Source organism: Rhodospirillales bacterium (assembly GCA_016712595.1).
Taxonomy (GTDB): Bacteria; Pseudomonadota; Alphaproteobacteria; order Rhodospirillales; family Defluviicoccaceae; genus Defluviicoccus.
This window is the reverse complement of the sequence record JADJQT010000001.1, coordinates 1,569,952-1,586,429: the sequence shown is the minus strand read 5'-3', so window position 1 is coordinate 1,586,429 and position 16,478 is coordinate 1,569,952. Positions and strand designations below refer to the sequence as shown.

Sequence of the window (16,478 nt, the reverse complement as noted above, 5' to 3'; positions counted from 1 at the left end):
CCTCACTTCTCCAGCGCCTCTTTTGCCTTGTCCAGCCCCTGATCTGCCGCTTTCTGCAGCCAGATGACCCCGAGTTCGGGACCGTTCGGCTCCTGGGTTCGGCCGCTCTTGAGCAGCATGCCGTATCGATACTGGGCCTCGGCGATCCCGGCTTCCGCCGCCTGCCGATACCAGTCCGCCGCCTGCGCCGGGTTCGGTGCCGGCAGCGGGCTCGTTTCCGGTGAATAGGTCTCGGGGTCGTACATTTCGCCGAGTTCCAGAGCGGCGGCGGCATTACCCTTGCCGGCGGCATTGCGCAGCAGGAGAAAGGCGCCATCGAGCTGTTTGGCTTGGCGGAATGTCTGCGCCAGCCCGTAACTCTCGTCCGCGCCCGGATTGCCGGCAAGAAACTGTCGCGCGCCCTCGAGGTTCGTCGGTGTTGCCGGCGCGACGACGGGCGCCGGCGTCGACGGGCCGAACAGCCGATCCTTAGAGAACCAGACCCCCGCACCGGCCGCCGCCAGCACCAGCGCCGCGAGGCCGGCATAGGCCAGTGCGCGACCCCCGCTCGGCTTGCCGTTCCTCGGCGTCTCTTGCGTCTCCGTCTCGCGTTGCCGGCGCGCGGCGTCCTCGCTTTGCCGTTCTGCCTTTTGCTCGCGCTGGCGCACGGCGGTTTCCTCGCGCTGGCGCGCCTCCGCTTCCTGGCGAGCGCGATCGGCATCAGTCGCCGCATCACCACGGCCATTCACCGACCGCGCCGCCTCCTGCTCGCTGGCCTCGGTCTTGGCGACGGCAGGAGGCACGTCCGCCGGAAGGGGCTCGGATGGGGACGGCGACTTCGGACCCGCGGGAGCGACGTAGCCGCGCGGCGCCCGCGACGGCAGGCGGATAGCGATCCAGGTCAAGCGCTCGTCCCGCTTCAGCCCGCGTCCATCACGCAGGCGCAATATGTAGGGCGCATGCGGCCGCAGGTGCCCCGTCACCGAGGCATCAAGATCGAACAGCAGCACCGGGCCTTCGCAATGCGGATTGGCCGGGCGAAACCATGCGAGCGCCGTCGTCCAGACATCGTCGGTCAATCGCGGATCGAGATGCTTTTCAACCGCCCCCTGCATGCCGGAACAGCACAGCTCAAGACTGTCGGTATCGACCTCGCCGGCATCGACGACCTGGATTTGCGCCTGGCCGGCGGGATATCCGGCTGGCTGCGTCGCGCGTGCGGGCATCAATCCTCCCATGCCTCATTGTTGCGTTTCGTGCGTCCCTTATACCGCTGCGCGGATCGTTGCCGACCTTACCGTTGCGCGGTCAGTCACTGGTCGATTTCACCGCTGCGCGGCCACGGCCCGATTCACCAGCGGCGCGATGGCGATCGTCTCGAGGATCTCGCCGAGCTGACGGTTGTGCGCCTCGTCGATCTCGCGACCACCGGCAAAGCTGGTATTATCCAGCCCGAGCTGGCGCAATGCCACGCCCCAGTCGAGGAACAGCGCCTGCTCGAGCGGCAACCGGGCGGGTCCCAGCGTCGGTGTGCCGTTTCCGCTCGCGGCCGGTGGTGCGGCGAAAATCGCCCGCGTCGCCTCCTTCGGCGGTTCCGGAAAGCCCGGCCGCTTATCCGCCGGCATGTCGCCGAACCCGAGGTAAGAGACGTAATCGTTGATCACCGCCGCGGCAATGCAACCGGCGCGATCGGCGACGTCGTCCCAGCGCACGTTGGCCGACTGCACGTGCGCCCGCACGCCGCGGGCGATCGCGTCGGTGATCGCGAGGCGGTGAGCACCGACGATCATCTCCTGGACCAGATCATCAATCAGCCGTGCGTCGATGGCGAGTGCCTGCGTCTTCTGGGTGTTCTGCGACAGCCGTCTTACTCCCTCGGTCCAATGGTTCATCACCTGCATGGCGAAGAGAGCCGGGCGGTCCACGCTCGGTGGCGGCGGCGCTGATGCCGCCGCCTCAGGAGAAGCGGCCCACGGGTCGTCCGCCCACGGATCGCTTTCGTCCGCCGCCGGCGACGATGGCGGCGGCTCGGCAACCCGCAACGCCGCGACATTGAGGAAAAGTTCGCGCGCGTCGCGCTCGCGGACCAACAGGCAATCCATGAGGTGAGCGAAGCTCTGGAACTTGCGCCCGCGCACGGCGGCGAAAAGCTGGCGGCGCAGATCAGTCAGCGCCTGCTCCTTTTCCCGCCGCGAGGCGTCGTCGTCCGCATGGTAGAAGCGGCGCAGGCTGTCTTCGAGTTCCCGCGCCTGCTCGCGCAGCCGCTCGCCGACCTGGCGCTGCTTCAAGTCGGGGTCGAGGACCTCGGACAGCCGCCTTACGAGAAACCCGACGCCGCCGTCGTTCGGCTCAAACGCCGCCGCCCAGGTTTCCTCCGGCAGCGCGAAGTGCCGCTGCACCAGCTCCGAGCCGATGAACGCCCGCTGATATTCGGCGATCAGGGCACCGCTGACCGCCGCCGGCCCGCGCTCGACCAGCCTCTCGCTGCCGTCGGCCTGCTTGGTGATCTCGGCATAGTCCATCAGGTGCTGCTGTTTCATCCCGGGATTGCGCAGGAACAGGGCGTTGGCGAATGGCCGCCCATCCCAATTGCCGACCCATTCATCCTTGCCGTAAAGCTCGATCAGCGATGCGTGAAGCCGCCGGTCCCACTTACCCTTGCGCGAGTCCGCGGTCTCGCCACCTTTCTCGAGGAACTCCAGGTCGAACTTGGTGAGGACGAGGAACAGGGCGTTGCTCACCTGCGCGCGCTGCTTCGGCGACGCTCCGTGCGTAAGGTCAATCCAGCTCTTGACCATGCCGGCAAGGTCCTTGACCTCAGCGACGCTGGGCGGCATGCACAAAAGCATCGCCGTGAGCTCGCGCTCCTCGGTGAAGCGCTGGAAAAGATAGGCGATCTTGCCGCGCAGCAAGAGCTCGCGAACTTGCGCGCTTCGTTCCTGCGCATCGTCGGGAAGATGCGTCAGCTTCAGGCGCGAGCGCGCGCCGGGAAAGTCGAGCAGGTCCGTATGGGCGAAGAACGGCCAGGGACGCTCGGTCATGACGATCTTGATCTCGGCAACCAGTGCCGTCAGCAACGCCCGTGGCATCGCCACCGCCGCCCCTTGTGCGCCGTTGGCCAAAGGCAGCACGCTGATGGTGTCTGCCTTGTCCGCAGGCGAGCCAAGCTGGCTGAGGATGGCGACATCGATAATGCTGGCGTCGCGCGGGACCAGGGCGTTGAGTTCGGCGCGGGCCTCGTGGGCGAAATCGAGCTGCGCCAGCGCGCGGGCGAGATCGACGAACAGGTGGGTGAACGCCTCGATGCCACCCCATAGCATCGCATAGAGCCGGGCCCGCTGTTCCAGTGGCAGCCGGCCGGCGGTGGCGATCAGCCCATCCCAGAAACCGACCCGGTCAAGCGCCTCGATGCGCGCGCTGAAATTGCGCTGGAAGTATTCGCCAAGGTCGAAAAGGGTGATCTCGTCGAGGTGGGTCGCCGCCGGTTGCCCCTCCGCGGCGGCCTCGGCGGCCACCAGTGCCTCGCGGATCGCCGCCTCGTCCGGCAGTTTGAAGGTCATGTTGTTAGGATCAAAATCGGAATAAAAGCTGTTGGCGAGGATCTTGACCAGATCGGTCTCGCTCAGCAGCCGCAGCTCCACCGGGTGGGCGGGATCGACCGGATCCTTGTGCGCGGTAAACCGGGTCACGAGGCCCGTCGACTCGCGATCGCCCGGCGGATTGATCTCGGTCAGGAAATCCTTGTGCTGCCCGGCGAAATCGGCGGTCAGCGGGGTCGTCGGCCGGCGGGCGAGGGCGGAGACCAGGTACGACTTGCCCGCCTGGCTCGGCCCGAAGACGCCGACGCAGTTGCGGCGCCCGGCCGCGCCCTGGAGCTTCCGGGCAAGGTTCTCCGCTCTGCGCGCGCCCGAGGTCAGCCCGTGCGCCTCGTTGGCGACGCCAACGGCGCTCCTGCGCACCTCGTCGATCCACAATCGCGCGCTCGCGCCACCGGCGGCGAGGCGCTTGGCGGCGGCGATCAGCTCCGCTCCGGACTCACTCACCTCGTCCCCTTCCCTCACTTGTCGAGCAGGATACCGGTATCAAGCCAATATCCGCGCTGATTGTCTATCGTCTGCAGTCGCAGCCGCAAGTTGTTATTTGGCAGGCTGCGCCCGTCCCGATCCTCGATTCGCGACAGGACGAAGGAATCGATGATATCCTTGACCTCGCGGGTGTTGCGCTTCAGGCGGATCTTGAGCGGCGTACGGGCATTGAGCTTGGGAGCCAGTTCCGGGCTGGCGTAATCGAGGCTGTAAAGCCGCGTGCCCGGCCACCAGTCGACCGGAAACTGGCGGAAGCCGAGCGGCATCGGTCCGCGAAAATCGAATTCCTTCTCGGGCAGCTCGTATTCGCGATCGTCGAGATCGAGTCCCTCGTAGTATTCGTCGTCCTTCAGCAGCCGGTTATTACCGGACAGTTTGCCGAAGAACCGCGCGGTCGACTGCGGCTTCAGCTCATCGGCGCGGAAGTTGAAGTTCTGCAGCTGGCCCTCGCCGAGCAGGCAGAGCATTGCCCCCACCGAGGCGGTCGTTTTCGGATCGGAGATCAACGCCTGATAATCGCGGAACGGATACCACTGGCCGACGCGGAACGTGTGCAGCGGGATGATGCGGTGCGGCGGCAATGCGCAGGTTTCGCGCAGGATATCGCAGACAGCCGGTAGTCGCGATGGCCGGCCAGAGAGCAGCAGCACGTCCGTCTGGCAACGCCAGACGACCTCGCCCAGCGATTGCAGCATCTCAAGGAAGACACTGCGCACCGTTCGATCGATCTCGGCGAAATCGATCGGAAACACCATCTTTTGCAGCTCGAAGCCTGTCGCACCCAGCTTGTCCGCTTCCTGATTGACGTAGGTGACGACCGTCTCGTTGGCGAGCGCCGTGCCGTCGAAGAACGCGGCGAACGGCCGGCTGGTCGCCGGCATCGGTGCCAGCGGATCGTAGGATTCGTAAGCGGCCAGCATGCCGATGGCGATCGGCGCCGCGATCTGGGCTGCGAACTGCTGGCGGCGGAGCTGCTCGATGACGGTCATGTCGCCGCGATCGCCACCGAACAAGCGGTTGAGCAGATAGTCGGTACGATCGCCGAGACCCGCAGCGCCAAGCGCCCGGCGGATCGGCTCGACGACGTGCTCGCGCACCACGCGAAAGACGGCATCGTCTCCGGCAAGATTGAAGCCCTCGCGGAATTCCTGGCGGGGAAACAGCGTTACGTTCGCCCCCTGGCCCTCGACGCGGAAGGACGTCACGACGAGGTCCGTGGTGCCGCCACCGACATCGAGCGTCGCGAGGCGAAAGGCGTCGCTCGCGCCGTCGGCCCGGTTCAGCGGATGACGCAGGACGTTGAAGAAGGCGCGCGCGTCGCCGGAGTAGTGCAGCGCGATCTGGCTGTAGAGAAAGACCGCCTGGGTGGCGCTGGCCTCATCCCATTTGAGCACCACGTCGGGCAGGGGCGTATCCGCATGGGTGAGCAGCGTCGCGGCCGACGCCCCGTCCGCAGCCGGCTGTGCCGCGGCGGCGCCGATGCACAGGTAGACGAGGTCGCGGGCGATCTCGGCCTGGCGCTGCATGATCTGCCGCTCGGCGAGAGGCATCGCCGTCGGGATGGTCATGATGATCCGCCGCAGACGCCGCGGCAGATCGGCATTGCGCCGCCTCAGCCGGTGCGCCGGCGCGTTCATCATGCCGATCGCCTGGTAGAAGATCTCGGCAAGCGTGAACGCCATCATGTTGCGCCGAGAATAGAGCGCGCGGATGGAGGGAAACCACGCCTCATCGTGCGCCGGCGTCGCCTGGGGGATCTGGTGAATCGCGTCTCCGATGTCGTTAACCAGCGTCGTGAAGGCAACACCGGTGGCGAGTCCGCTCTGCTCGCCGTGCGCCATCGGGCTGTTGAACCGCCAGCTGTCGCGGCGCGGATCGTCGTCCCACAGGTAACGCTTCGGCCCGGACAGGCCGGTCGAGCCCTCGCTGCCGCGGCGCAGGCTGGCGAGGCGCACCGCCTCGGGCCCGACCCTGACGATCGTCGGCCACGAAAACGCCTCGGCACGGCCGCTGCGCAGCGAGAGATGATCGCGCCCGAACGTCGCGCGGCTGAACTCGATCCGGCTATCGAACGGATCGCTGTAGACAAGTTCGGGCCGGCTGAGATCGCGTAACTGCAGCTTGACCGCCTGGGTGATGTCCGCTCCGAGCTGATCGGGCTGGGCTTCAATCAGAAGGCCGCAGGTCCGCGAGTTGCCGAGGTCGATCACGATGTCGACGTCGATCGGCGCCGGTCGCGGCTCGGTGATCCGGTCGACAAGGACGAATTTGGGCAGGATATCGAGGCCGAAGATCAGCTCGATGAAGGCCTGGTATCGGGCGAGGTATTCATGCGGCCCTTCCATCCGCTCGCGCAGCTCGTCGAGCGTCAGCGGGCGGGCGTGCCGGGAGCCGCTGCGCCGCCGGTCTTCAGCTTCGATCATCTCCTTGAAGACGTCGAGGCACCACTCCTTCACCCACGGCTCGCGCAGGAACCAGTCGGTCGGGTCCTGAGGGGACGGCAGCGAGAACGATCGGCCGTTTGTCGTATCGTGCGGAGAAGGCGCGAGATAGGCCTCGTCCTCGACGAAGTCGATAAGGTCGGTATCGAGCGCGAGAATTAGCCGAATGTCGTTGCCGTCGTCGTCCGGTGCGTCGAGGCGGACGAGATAGGCGCGCGCCCAGTTCGTCGGCCCGCGGAAATAACCACCCCCGAGTTCCTCGCGGAACAGTGGGAACGGCATCCACACGCGATCGAAGGCTTCAAAGATGCGTTTGTGATCGATCGCATAGGTCTCGACCAAGCCAGAGTCGACATCGCCGCGGCGAACGACGATCGGGGCGGCCTCGTCGCCGGCTCCCGTAGGTCTGGCCGCGGCCTTGGGATCGTCATAGAACCCCCAGTCCTTTGGCACCGGGCTGGATTTCGCGATTGAAAAGCCGAAATCCAAAAACTGCACACCGCTCTTGGGAATAACCGAGACGATGGCGGGGAAGGCGGTCAGGTCGTTCAGCGGCATGATCGTCCATCGTCAGGACGGAAGGAACCGTCCGCAAGGCGGGTCATGGGCCAAGCGGCAGCACCGGGCCAGGCGGCAGCACCGGTATGGCGAACGCGCATCATGGCGTCGCCTGGCGTTCGATGCCGACGCGGTAAGTCGAGCCGTCGGCGTTGCGCCCGGTGCAGACGGTCTGGCCGGAGGGCGTGCGCGCGCACTCCGTCTTCGACGGCGAGAAGGTCTTGCCGTCGGGACAGGTCGGCATGCCCTGCTCGTCGATCGCAAGCTTGCCGCCTTGCATGCTCGCCTGGGCCGCCGCCTTGCACTCGCTGCCATCCGGCCGGCGGATCACCACCTCGCCCTTGCCCTTGTCGTCGAAACGGTAGGTCTGCTGCAGCGGCTGTTTGGTCGCCTGATCGACGAGGCCGGTGTCCGTCCGCCATTCGCCGCCGAGAAAGCCTGCCGTTCCCGAGGCAGATGCGTCGGGCGGGATCTGCAAGGGTTGGCCGTAAGCACCCTTGTCCGGCGTGTTCGGTTTAGCCTCGTCGTGTGTCGGTGGCTCCGACGGCGTTCGCGGCGCCGGCTTCCCGGCATCGGGCTTTTGGGCATCGGGCTTTTGGGCATCGGGCTTTTGGGCATCGGATTTATCGGCATCGGGTGCTCTGGGCTTTGCCTGATCCTCCGGTTTTTCCGCGCCGGGCGTGGCCGCATCCGGTTCGTGATCACCCGGCGGCGTGCCATTTTCCGGCGGCGACGCCGGAGCCGTCTGATCAGGACCGCCCGGCAGCGATCCGTCCGGTGCCGTGCCGTCTGGAACCGTTCCGCCCGGCGCCGCGCCCCCCAGCCCGAGCGTGCGAAGCGTGCGCTCGATGAGTCCCTCCGCGCCGTCGGCCGGCGGAACGACGCCATCGGGGCCGATCGGCTGCAAACGCTCGCCACCGGCGCCGAACAGCGGAAGTTGCACATCGTCGGGAAAACACCGGCTGAGCCCGAACAGCAGGAGCAGCAAGAGCAGCAACAGCGCCAGCGCCCACAACAGCCAGCGCCACCAGGGCTTGCGCCGCGGGCGGAACGGAAGCGAGATGCCCATCTCGCTCACCGCCGCGGTTGCCTCGTGCGGCGGGACCTCGGCGGCGGCGGCCGGCGGCCGGCGGGGCGCCGTTGCCAGCGGATCAATCGCCTGCTTGTCAAACGCCTGAAAGCCCCAGAACGAAACCACCGGTTGGTCACCGACGAAGAACAGGTGGCTGTCGTCGGGAACCAGCAGCGCCTGTTCGAGCAGACTGGCGAACGCCGCCGCCCCCTTGCCGGCGGCGGCATCGCCTTGCCGACGCAGCTCGCCGAGATACGCCTGGAATTCGCTGCGCATGACGTGAAGGTCGAGAGCGAACCGCGCCTGATGTTCCGGCGAAAGGTCAGCCCAACGCGTCGCCTGCCCGGGAACGTCGGCGATCCAGTGGAGCTGTTTCGTGTTCTCGTCCCGGTCCGGCCGCGAGAAATAATTGGCGTAGCGGGGTCCGAGCTTCTGCAGGACGGTGGCGCGCAACTGCACATAGCTCAGATGCACAGGCTGACCGAACGCGCCCAGGGGCTGGTACTTGTCGACCAGGTCGCTGGTAAGAACAGGTCCTGTACGCATCATCGCTCCGTCGTCAGTGTCCACAAGCGCGCGTGTCGGGCAGCCGCGTCGCCTGCTGCACCTTGGCGCTCATATCGAGCATACTGTTGGGCGTCAGCACCTTTCCGCCGGTTGCGCCGGCAATGCACTGCGCCGTCGCCCGTCCGTCCCCGCCGCTGACGTCGATCACGTTGATCGTCACGTTCGGCCGCTTTGCCTTCACTGCCCGTGCCGCCGCGCAAGGGTCCTGCCCACAGGTATCGGTGCCATCACTGACGACGACAATCGCCGATTGGACGCCCGACGAGACGATGTTTCCCGCCCGCTCGATGCTGCGGGCGAGCGGGGTGCCGCGCCCCGGCCGCAGGCCGCGCACCTCGCCGATGAGGCTGCCTCGCTGAGGTGCTGAATAGAATTTATCAAGCCGAACCTGATCGCAGCCAATAAAATCGATCAACGCGACGTCGACCGCGCTTGGCAACCCGTTGACGACATGGGCGATCGAGTCCTGAGCCAGAGCCATGCGCGACGATGCGCCGGCGAACGGCTCGCCCATGCTGCCCGAGCCATCGACGATAACGACGACTTCCGGCTCGTCTCCCGGACCGTAGCTGGGATTGCACGCCGATTTTGGCGCTTGCGGCGGCGGCACGGAGTCAGTCTTCGGCACCGCCGCCCCCGAGGCCGGCGGGCTTGGCTGCGACGGCGGTGGGGCCGGCGGCCTCGGCTTGACCTCCACTTTCGGCGCCGGCTTCGCTTCCGGCTTCGGCTTCGGCTTGGTGTCCAGTTGGGGAGCCGGCTTCGGCTGCGGTACCGGCTCTTTAGGCGGTGCCGACTCGATGACAGGCGGACTCGCCTTCTCGGCGGGCGGATTCGCCTCCGCCTTCGGCGGCTCCGGTGGAATCGGCTTGCACAATGCCAAGCGCGCGTCGCGTTCGTGCTCGAGGCGAGCGATCTCGCCCCGCAACGCCGCCGCCCGCGCCTCCTCGGCCGCCAGTGCGTCCGTCGCCGGCGCCTCGCCAGCCGCCGGCGGATTCTCGCCCGGCCGATCGACAATGACCGGCGCCAGCGGCAGCAGCGCCCGCCAGCCCAGCCACGCGACCAGCAGCAACAGCGCCAGCGGCAGCAGCCATGGCAGCCACCCGCGCCTCGAGACCGGCGCCGCCGCAGCTTCGCTCGCGGCGGCAGCGGCCGGCTTATCCGCGGCCGCGCGAGCACCGCTCGACCCGGGCTGCGCATCCGAGACAGGGTGATCCGGCGACGCGGGCGGGTCGCTGGGGGAAAGCTCCGCTGAACTGGCCGGCAGAGCACTGGCCGGCGGGGAATTGGTCGGCGGGGAATTGGCTGGCGAGGGACTGGCCGGCGCCACAGGTGCCGGGCTCGCCACAGCCGCTGACGGCAGATCGGGAACGGCCTGCGCCTCGCGGGCATGTCCCCACAGACTCAGCACCGGCAGTTCGTCGACGATGAACACCAGATTACCGGACGGCGTGAGCGCCGCGTCGTCGGACGGCGTGATCACGGCGAGGTCGAGCATGTGGCCGACGAGGACGGCGGACCCACCTTCATTCCGCATCCTTCCGGCAAGTTCGCCGATTTCCGCGATCAGGCGTTGGCACAGCCCAGCGAATCGCTGGCGCTCGCCAGGAGCGAGGTCGTCGAGACGGCGCGCGGGTCCAGACCCGGACGTGAACCAGGTGATGTCGCCGCTCTCGCTATCGATCTGCGGCCGGCTCAGCAGCCGGGCGTGCGGCTGGCCGAGGCGGTTGGCGAGAAGGCTCGCGAGCTGCTGGTGCATCGTCACGACCGACTGGCCGTGAACCTGCAGGCGTCGGTAGCCGGCGGCCGGGGTGGTGGTCAGTCTGATCTCGGCCATACGTCTTCGGCTATCCCGCTCTCGCGGCCGGCGGCTCTCGCTCCAGCGGGGCGGGTCATCCCCTCCTCCGTCCGTTCAAGCGATCCACGCACCTTGCTGGCAAAGGAAATGTTGGCTTGGCCCGCGCCGCGCAGTAGCTTAGCACAGTAGAAAGGGGGTTCAACTCTTTGCCGTCGCGCGCACGGCGCGCGCTGTGAGTTGGTATGACCGACGATTCGCCACCAGGGGACGCGCCGCCGACACGTCCGCCGGGTGAGGCTGGCCGGGGGGCGCCGCCGCGTCGCTGGTCTCGCCATATCCCATTTACGCCCGTGTGGCTGGCGAGCGTTGGCGTGCTGCTGCTTGCCTCGGCGGCGCTGACCACATTTCTGTTGACCCGCCAGCCCGAGACGATCGAACGGCTTATCCCGGCGCCCCCCACGTCGTCGCCCTCCGTCTCTCCGGAGGACCTCAGCCGTACCGCCGTGCTGCGTAAACAGAACGAAGCGCTCGAGGCGCAACTGCGGCAGTTGCAGGAGACCATCGCGGCGCCGCAGTGCCCACCGGGCACTGCGATCGACGCCCGCGCCGGTGGGGTCGGGAGCGCGGATCCGCAGGCATCTGGCATGGCGCCCGCGAACAACGGTCCCGATGCCACGACCGCGGATCAATCCAAGACCGCCGCGCTCTTGCTGCCGCCAGCCGGACTACCGCCAGCCGGGCTGCCACCCGCCGGGCCCAAGGTAAACGGGCCCCTCGCCCCGGCGCTGCCCAATGCCGAACTGTCTCACGCGCTCGACCTCGCCACGGCGATGGTGCTCACACCGACGAGCACGGCAACCGGCTTCTTCATCACCGACACGCTTCTGCTCAGCAATCGCCACGCCGTCGAGACGGCCAAAGACGGGCAGCTGCTGATCGCCAGCAGCAGCCTGGGTCGAGCGCGCATCGGAACGGTGCTGGCGACATCGCCGGCGGGCGAGCCGGGTGCCGCCGATTTCGCCCTCGTTCGCCTGGCCGGTGGTAAGGCACCGGGCGTGTTGCCGCTGGCAACGCAATTTTCCAAGCTGATGAGAGTCGTCGCCGCCGGCTATCCGTTCTTTTCGATCGAAACCGACGCCGGGTTCCGCCGCCTCGCGGCCGGCGACGCGCGCGCAGCACCCGACCTCAACGTGACGACCGGCACGATACAGGCGGTGCAGCGCACGCCCCAGGGCCTGACCGCGATCGTGCACGAGGCGGCGATTCTCAAGGGGAACAGCGGCGGGCCGCTCATCGACGCGTGCGGCAGGGTGATCGGCATCAATACATTCATCGCCGTCGACAAGGAGCAGTCGGCACGCAATAACTTCGCGCTCGCCACCGCCGACATCGTGCAGTTCCTGCAAAGTGCCAATGTCCGGATCGCCGTCGATTCCCGCGCGTGCGCCGGGTGACGGCGACATCGGCGAGCGGCGCTGCCATAAGCCGGCAATCGCCGCGGGCAGTGCCCTGCTCTGCGTCGCCTTGCTAATTGCCGCGTGGCACACGGCCGGTGCCGCCTGGAGCGCGAGCTGCCCGCCGCCGGTGATCATCTGGGCATGGGAACGGCCGGACGATCTTTCCGGCCTCGATCCGCAGGTCGCGGGCGTCGCCTACCTCGCCAAAACGCTGGTCCTGCGCAACGATACGATCGAGGTCCGCCAACGTCGCCAGCCGCTCGCCCTGAGCCGCGGCATCTGGCTCGCGCCAGTCGTTCGCATCGAGGTGGCGCGAAAATCCTCCCCGGCGCTTAGCGCCGAACAGTCGGAACGTGTGGCGCGCGAAGTCCTGGCGCTCGTCCGTCCCGGCACGCCGGCGGTGCAGATCGACTTCGACGCCGCCCGCTCGCAGCGTGCGTTCTACTCCGGCGTCCTGACCGTGGTGCGCGCGCGGCTGCCTTCGGGCACGCGGCTGTCAATCACCGCGCTCGCCTCCTGGGCGCTGTTCGATACCTGGATCGACGCGCTGCCGATCGACGAGGCGGTGCCGATGCTGTTTCGCATGGGCGCGGACACCGCCGACGTCCGTCGTCGGCTGGGCGATAGTGGCGCATTCCGTGCCGTGCTGGCCCGCAGCGCGCTCGGCATTTCCACGGACGAGACGTTCGCGCCGCTGCCGGCCGGGCGTCGCGTCTATCTCTTCAGCCCCAAGACCTGGACTCCCGCCGCGACCGCGGCAGCCATTCGTGAGGTGACGTCATGGCAAGGCACCGTCTCCTGTTCTCCGTCCTAGCCGCCGCAGCGATTACGGCGCTGCCGGCACGGGCTTGCGGTCCGTTCTTTCCTGAGGTTGTCTTTACCTACGATCTCCACCCAGATATGCCGCTGACGGGATTTGCCGCAGGAAACATCGGCATTTTGCAGCCGGGCTATGCCCGCTCCTACCTCGTCGTCGCCTATCGCTACCTTTCCGGCGCGCCGCTCAATCACGCCGAGAAACAAGCCGCCTTGGCGCTGTGGTCGAAGCGGCTCGGTGTCCAAGCCAACGCCGATGGCGACGATACGACGGGAATGGCGGCGTGGCACAAGGCCCGCAGCACGATTGCCAGCGACGGAACGCCGCCGACGATCGGCAGCGAAAAGCCGCTGGAGGGGCAGGACTATTACCAAACCTATCTTAACTGCCCGTCGAACGCGTTCACCGTCGCCGCGCACACGCTGAAGGATCGTGCCCGCAGGTTCGGTGCATCGAGCCCGCAGGTGCGCGACTGGACAGCGGGGCAGGATGCGGTTTTCGCCAACTGTGACGATGGCCCGCAAGCACCGAAGGCGGCGGCGGCGCAAAGCGATCCGCTCGCGCATGCGGATCGCGCCTACCAGCAGGCGGCGGCGCACTTCTATGCCGGCGACTTCGATGCGGCGCTGAGTGGGTTTCATGCGATTGCCGCCGATACGGCTTCTCCCTGGCGGACGATCGCCCCCTACCTCGCCGCGCGTTCGCTGGTACGCAAGGCGACGCTCGAAGCGGGGCAAGGAGCCTTCGATGCAGCCGCAATGGCCAAGGCACAGGCGCAGATCGATCAAATTCTCGCCGACCCGACAGCCACGGCCTATCGGCCGGACGTCCTGCGCCTTCGCGCCTTCGTCCGCTTCCGCACGGAGCCCGATGAACGGCGCGCCGAACTCGCCCGCCTGCTCAGCCACGCGGACGAAAGCGGCGACATGCGGGACCGGCTCGATGACTATACCCTGCTCATCGACAAGTTCTTGGCCGGCGCGGAGCCCGGCGCGATGCCTGCGTCGCAGATTGTCCTGCCCGAAGACGCCAGGGAAGACCTCACCCGCTGGGTGCTCACCTTCCAGGCCGACAGCAAACCGAGCACGGAGCGCGCCATTCGCGAATGGCGCGCGGGCAGAAAGCTGCCGTGGCTGGTCGCTGCGATCAGTCACGTCGAGCCGTCCGACCCGGCGGCACCCGAACTGCTCGGCGAAGCAGCGAAGCTTCCACCGCAGAGCCCGGCCTATGCGACGGTCTCCTGGCACGCCATTCGCCTGCTTCTGGGTCAAGGCAAAACCGATGAGGCGCGTGCCCGGCTGGATGATCTGCTCGCGCGACGCGCGGACCTGCCGCCCGGCTCGGTCAACGAACTGCTCCATCAGCGATTGCCGCTGGCACGCTCCTTCGAGTCCTTCGTCCGCGATCTCGAACAGGTGCCGGTCGGCCATGTCGTCGACCTTGACGGCATGGAATTGCCGGAGGACATCGATGATCCGGTGATGGCGGCGCCGACAACGCCGCTGCCGGCGACGATCGATCTTGCTGCCGCGAACCTGATCGATCTGTCTCTTCCCCTTGCAATGCGCCAGCGCCTCATCGCCGCGACGACACTGACGACACCCCTGCGCACGCAACTGGCCGAAAGCGGCTGGGTTCGCGCCATTCTGCTCAAGGACGATCCACAGGCGCAGGCATTCGCCGAGCAGGCGGGCGCACTCGATCCGGCGTTACAGGATGTGTTCGCCGCCTATCGCACGGCGCCGGCGGCCGACCGGCCGTTTGCCGCCGTTTATGTTCTGCTGCAAACGCCGGGCCTCAGTCCGCAGGTTGACTGGGGCATCGGCCGATCGACGCCGCTGCGAGACATCGACGACTTCCGCGACAACTGGTGGTGCGGACGCGCGGAGGACGCTCGCCCGCCCGAGGACCAGCCGCAACTCGCCTTCCTGTCGGAAGCGGAGCATCAATCGGCCAATCGGGAGGCTCAAGTGATCGCCGCGGTTCCGACCGGGCCGAACTATCTGGCCGAGCAAGCGCTGGTCTTCGCGCAGGCCCATCCGGATGATCCGCGCGTGCCGGAAGCGCTGCACCTCGCGGTGCGCGCCACCCGCTTCGGGTGCACCGACGACGCCACCACCAACTGGTCGAAAAAGGCCTTCGACTACCTGCACCGCCACTACCCGGACAGCCCGTGGACGGCAAAGACGAAATATCACTATTGATCGGAGGCAATCGATTCTTCAGCCCTTCAAGCAGATCACCTTGCGACTGCGCGCGCTCGGAGCGCACCTCGACCGCAACGAAGTTGCCATTCTCGGCTGGTCGCTCGGCCTCGCCGTCATTCTGCTCGCCTTTTTCCGCCTCGCCGACGAGGTGATGGAGGGCGACACCCACGCCTTCGACCGTGCCGTGCTGCTCGCCTTGCGCAACCCGCGCGACCTCGGCGATCCCATCGGGCCGATCTGGCTGGAAATCGCGGCGCGGGACATCACCAGCCTCGGCGGCTACGCGGTGCTGACCCTCGTGGCGCTGGCGGCGATCGGCTTTTTGTTCGTCGTTCGTAAACGTCAGGCGGCGCTGCTGGTGTTTTTCTGCGTCGGCGGCGGCATGCTGCTCAGCACCGTGCTCAAGAAAGCGTTCGATCGGCCGCGTCCTGAGCTTGTCCCACACGCGGTCGAGGTATTTACGCTGAGCTTTCCGAGCGGCCACGCGATGCTGTCGGCCGCGACCTACCTCACTCTCGGCGCATTGCTGGCCCGGGTTCAGCCGCAGTGGCGCATCAAGGCTTATCTGCTCGTGAGCGCGGTCGTGCTGACCGTCCTGATCGGCTGCAGCCGGGTTTACCTCGGCGTTCACTGGCCGACGGACGTCCTCGCCGGCTGGTGTGCCGGCTCCGCCTGGGCGATCGCGTGCTGGCTGGTCGCCCTCGCGTTGCAACGTCGCGGCCACGTCGAATCGGATGGAGACGCGATCGGGCATCCCAGCGACATCACCGCCCCATCCCGAGCGCCCGCAGGCGCGCGGCGCGATTAGGCAGCGGCGCTCGGGCGTGCCTTCATCGCCTCGAACCAGCGGCGCAGGTGGACGAGATTTTCGGGAATGGACAGCTTGATCCAGCCGGCGAAGTCGACGGAGACGAAAGCGGTGATGTCGGCAACGCTGTAGGTCCCGCCGCCGACGAACTCCGTCGTGGCCAGGCGTTCGTCGAGCCTTTCGAAGAAATGCCCGACCCGCACCTTGCCGCGCTCGGCGAGCGCCGGTATCTGCTCGTAACCGACGGGACCGGTAAGGGCGCGCCCCACCATCCCCTTGCTCTCGTTGCGCAGCGCCTCGGCAACGGCAAGAAAGCCGTCGATCTCGCAACGGTGATCCCACATGGCAATCACGGCTTTCTCGGTAGCGTCGCGGCCGAAGAGCGGTGGCTGCGGATGCGCAGCTTCGAGATAAAGGCAGCACGCCCCGGCTTCGCTGATCGCCGTGCCGTCGTCGAGTTCGATAACCGGCACGGTGCACCAGGGATTGAGCGCCCGGAATGCCGGTTGCAAATGTTCACCCGCACGCAGATTGATCTGCACCGTCGGCAACTGGAGACCCTTTTCCATGGCGAAGATCCGCACGCGGCGAGGGCTGGGAGCGGCGGCAAAATCGTAAAATTTCATCCTCGATGTCCCTTCTCTCATCGGTCGCAACAGGTGGTTTTCACCTCTTGGCGGACGGGCCGATCG

At 67.2% G+C, this 16,478-nt stretch carries 9 protein-coding genes; 3 read left to right on the top strand and 6 right to left on the bottom strand.

Features of this window, described 5'->3' with window-relative positions; translation table 11 throughout:
• Positions 1–2: 2 nt before the first annotated feature.
• The 5 genes from IPK66_07175 to IPK66_07155 all read right to left on the bottom strand — a co-directional run bounded on the left by IPK66_07175 (position 3) and on the right by IPK66_07155 (position 10,536).
• Entirely contained in the window at positions 3–1,205 is a 1,203-nt protein-coding gene (locus IPK66_07175; protein ID MBK8175039.1) for an SEL1-like repeat protein, read from the bottom strand.
• Between the two features lie 99 nt (positions 1,206–1,304).
• Positions 1,305–4,022, bottom strand: coding sequence for a virulence factor (locus IPK66_07170; protein ID MBK8175038.1), 2,718 nt, complete (start codon positions 4,020–4,022; stop codon positions 1,305–1,307).
• A 14-nt stretch (positions 4,023–4,036) separates the two neighbouring features.
• Positions 4,037–7,063, bottom strand: coding sequence for a virulence factor SrfB (locus IPK66_07165; protein MBK8175037.1), 3,027 nt, complete (start codon positions 7,061–7,063; stop codon positions 4,037–4,039).
• Positions 7,064–7,163: 100 nt separating this feature from the next.
• Positions 7,164–8,681 (bottom strand): hypothetical protein, encoded by a 1,518-nt coding sequence (locus tag IPK66_07160; protein MBK8175036.1) that lies wholly within the window; start codon positions 8,679–8,681, stop codon positions 7,164–7,166.
• 13 nt (positions 8,682–8,694) lie between these two features.
• Positions 8,695–10,536, bottom strand: a complete 1,842-nt coding sequence (locus IPK66_07155; protein ID MBK8175035.1) for a VWA domain-containing protein — start codon at positions 10,534–10,536, stop codon at positions 8,695–8,697.
• 203 nt (positions 10,537–10,739) lie between these two features.
• On the opposite strand from IPK66_07155, the gene IPK66_07150 reads away from it, so the two are divergent.
• The 3 genes from IPK66_07150 (at position 10,740) to IPK66_07140 (ending at position 15,786) form a co-directional block, all read left to right on the top strand.
• Positions 10,740–11,951 (top strand): trypsin-like peptidase domain-containing protein, encoded by a 1,212-nt coding sequence (locus IPK66_07150; GenBank protein MBK8175034.1) that lies wholly within the window; start codon positions 10,740–10,742, stop codon positions 11,949–11,951.
• Positions 11,911–12,768 carry a hypothetical protein gene (locus tag IPK66_07145; protein ID MBK8175033.1) on the top strand — a complete coding sequence of 286 codons (858 nt, stop codon included), beginning with the start codon at positions 11,911–11,913 and terminating at the stop codon, positions 12,766–12,768. Before IPK66_07150 ends, IPK66_07145 begins: the two co-directional genes overlap by 41 nt.
• A gap of 2,046 nt (positions 12,769–14,814) precedes the next feature.
• Positions 14,815–15,786, top strand: coding sequence for a phosphatase PAP2 family protein (locus tag IPK66_07140; GenBank protein MBK8175032.1), 972 nt, complete (start codon positions 14,815–14,817; stop codon positions 15,784–15,786).
• Here the strand turns inward: IPK66_07140 and IPK66_07135 are convergent.
• The gene (locus IPK66_07135; GenBank protein ID MBK8175031.1) at positions 15,783–16,412 is read right to left on the bottom strand and encodes a glutathione S-transferase; all 630 of its coding nucleotides are present in this window, start codon (positions 16,410–16,412) and stop codon (positions 15,783–15,785) included. The genes IPK66_07140 and IPK66_07135 overlap by 4 nt on opposite strands.
• Between the last annotated feature and the right edge of the window lie 66 nt (positions 16,413–16,478).

What these genes read in the sequence shown, in the direction of transcription:
- IPK66_07175 (MBK8175039.1), bottom strand. Translation starts at nt 1,205, where the DNA reads ATGCCCGCACGCGCGACGCAGCCAGCCGGATATCCCGCCGGCCAGGCG.
- IPK66_07165 (MBK8175037.1), bottom strand. Translation starts at nt 7,063, where the DNA reads ATGCCGCTGAACGACCTGACCGCCTTCCCCGCCATCGTCTCGGTTATT.
- IPK66_07160 (MBK8175036.1), bottom strand. Translation starts at nt 8,681, where the DNA reads ATGCGTACAGGACCTGTTCTTACCAGCGACCTGGTCGACAAGTACCAG.
- IPK66_07155 (MBK8175035.1), bottom strand. Translation starts at nt 10,536, where the DNA reads ATGGCCGAGATCAGACTGACCACCACCCCGGCCGCCGGCTACCGACGC.
- IPK66_07150 (MBK8175034.1), top strand. Translation starts at nt 10,740, where the DNA reads ATGACCGACGATTCGCCACCAGGGGACGCGCCGCCGACACGTCCGCCG.
- IPK66_07145 (MBK8175033.1), top strand. Translation starts at nt 11,911, where the DNA reads ATGTCCGGATCGCCGTCGATTCCCGCGCGTGCGCCGGGTGACGGCGAC.
- IPK66_07140 (MBK8175032.1), top strand. Translation starts at nt 14,815, where the DNA reads ATGATCCGCGCGTGCCGGAAGCGCTGCACCTCGCGGTGCGCGCCACCC.
- IPK66_07135 (MBK8175031.1), bottom strand. Translation starts at nt 16,412, where the DNA reads ATGAAATTTTACGATTTTGCCGCCGCTCCCAGCCCTCGCCGCGTGCGG.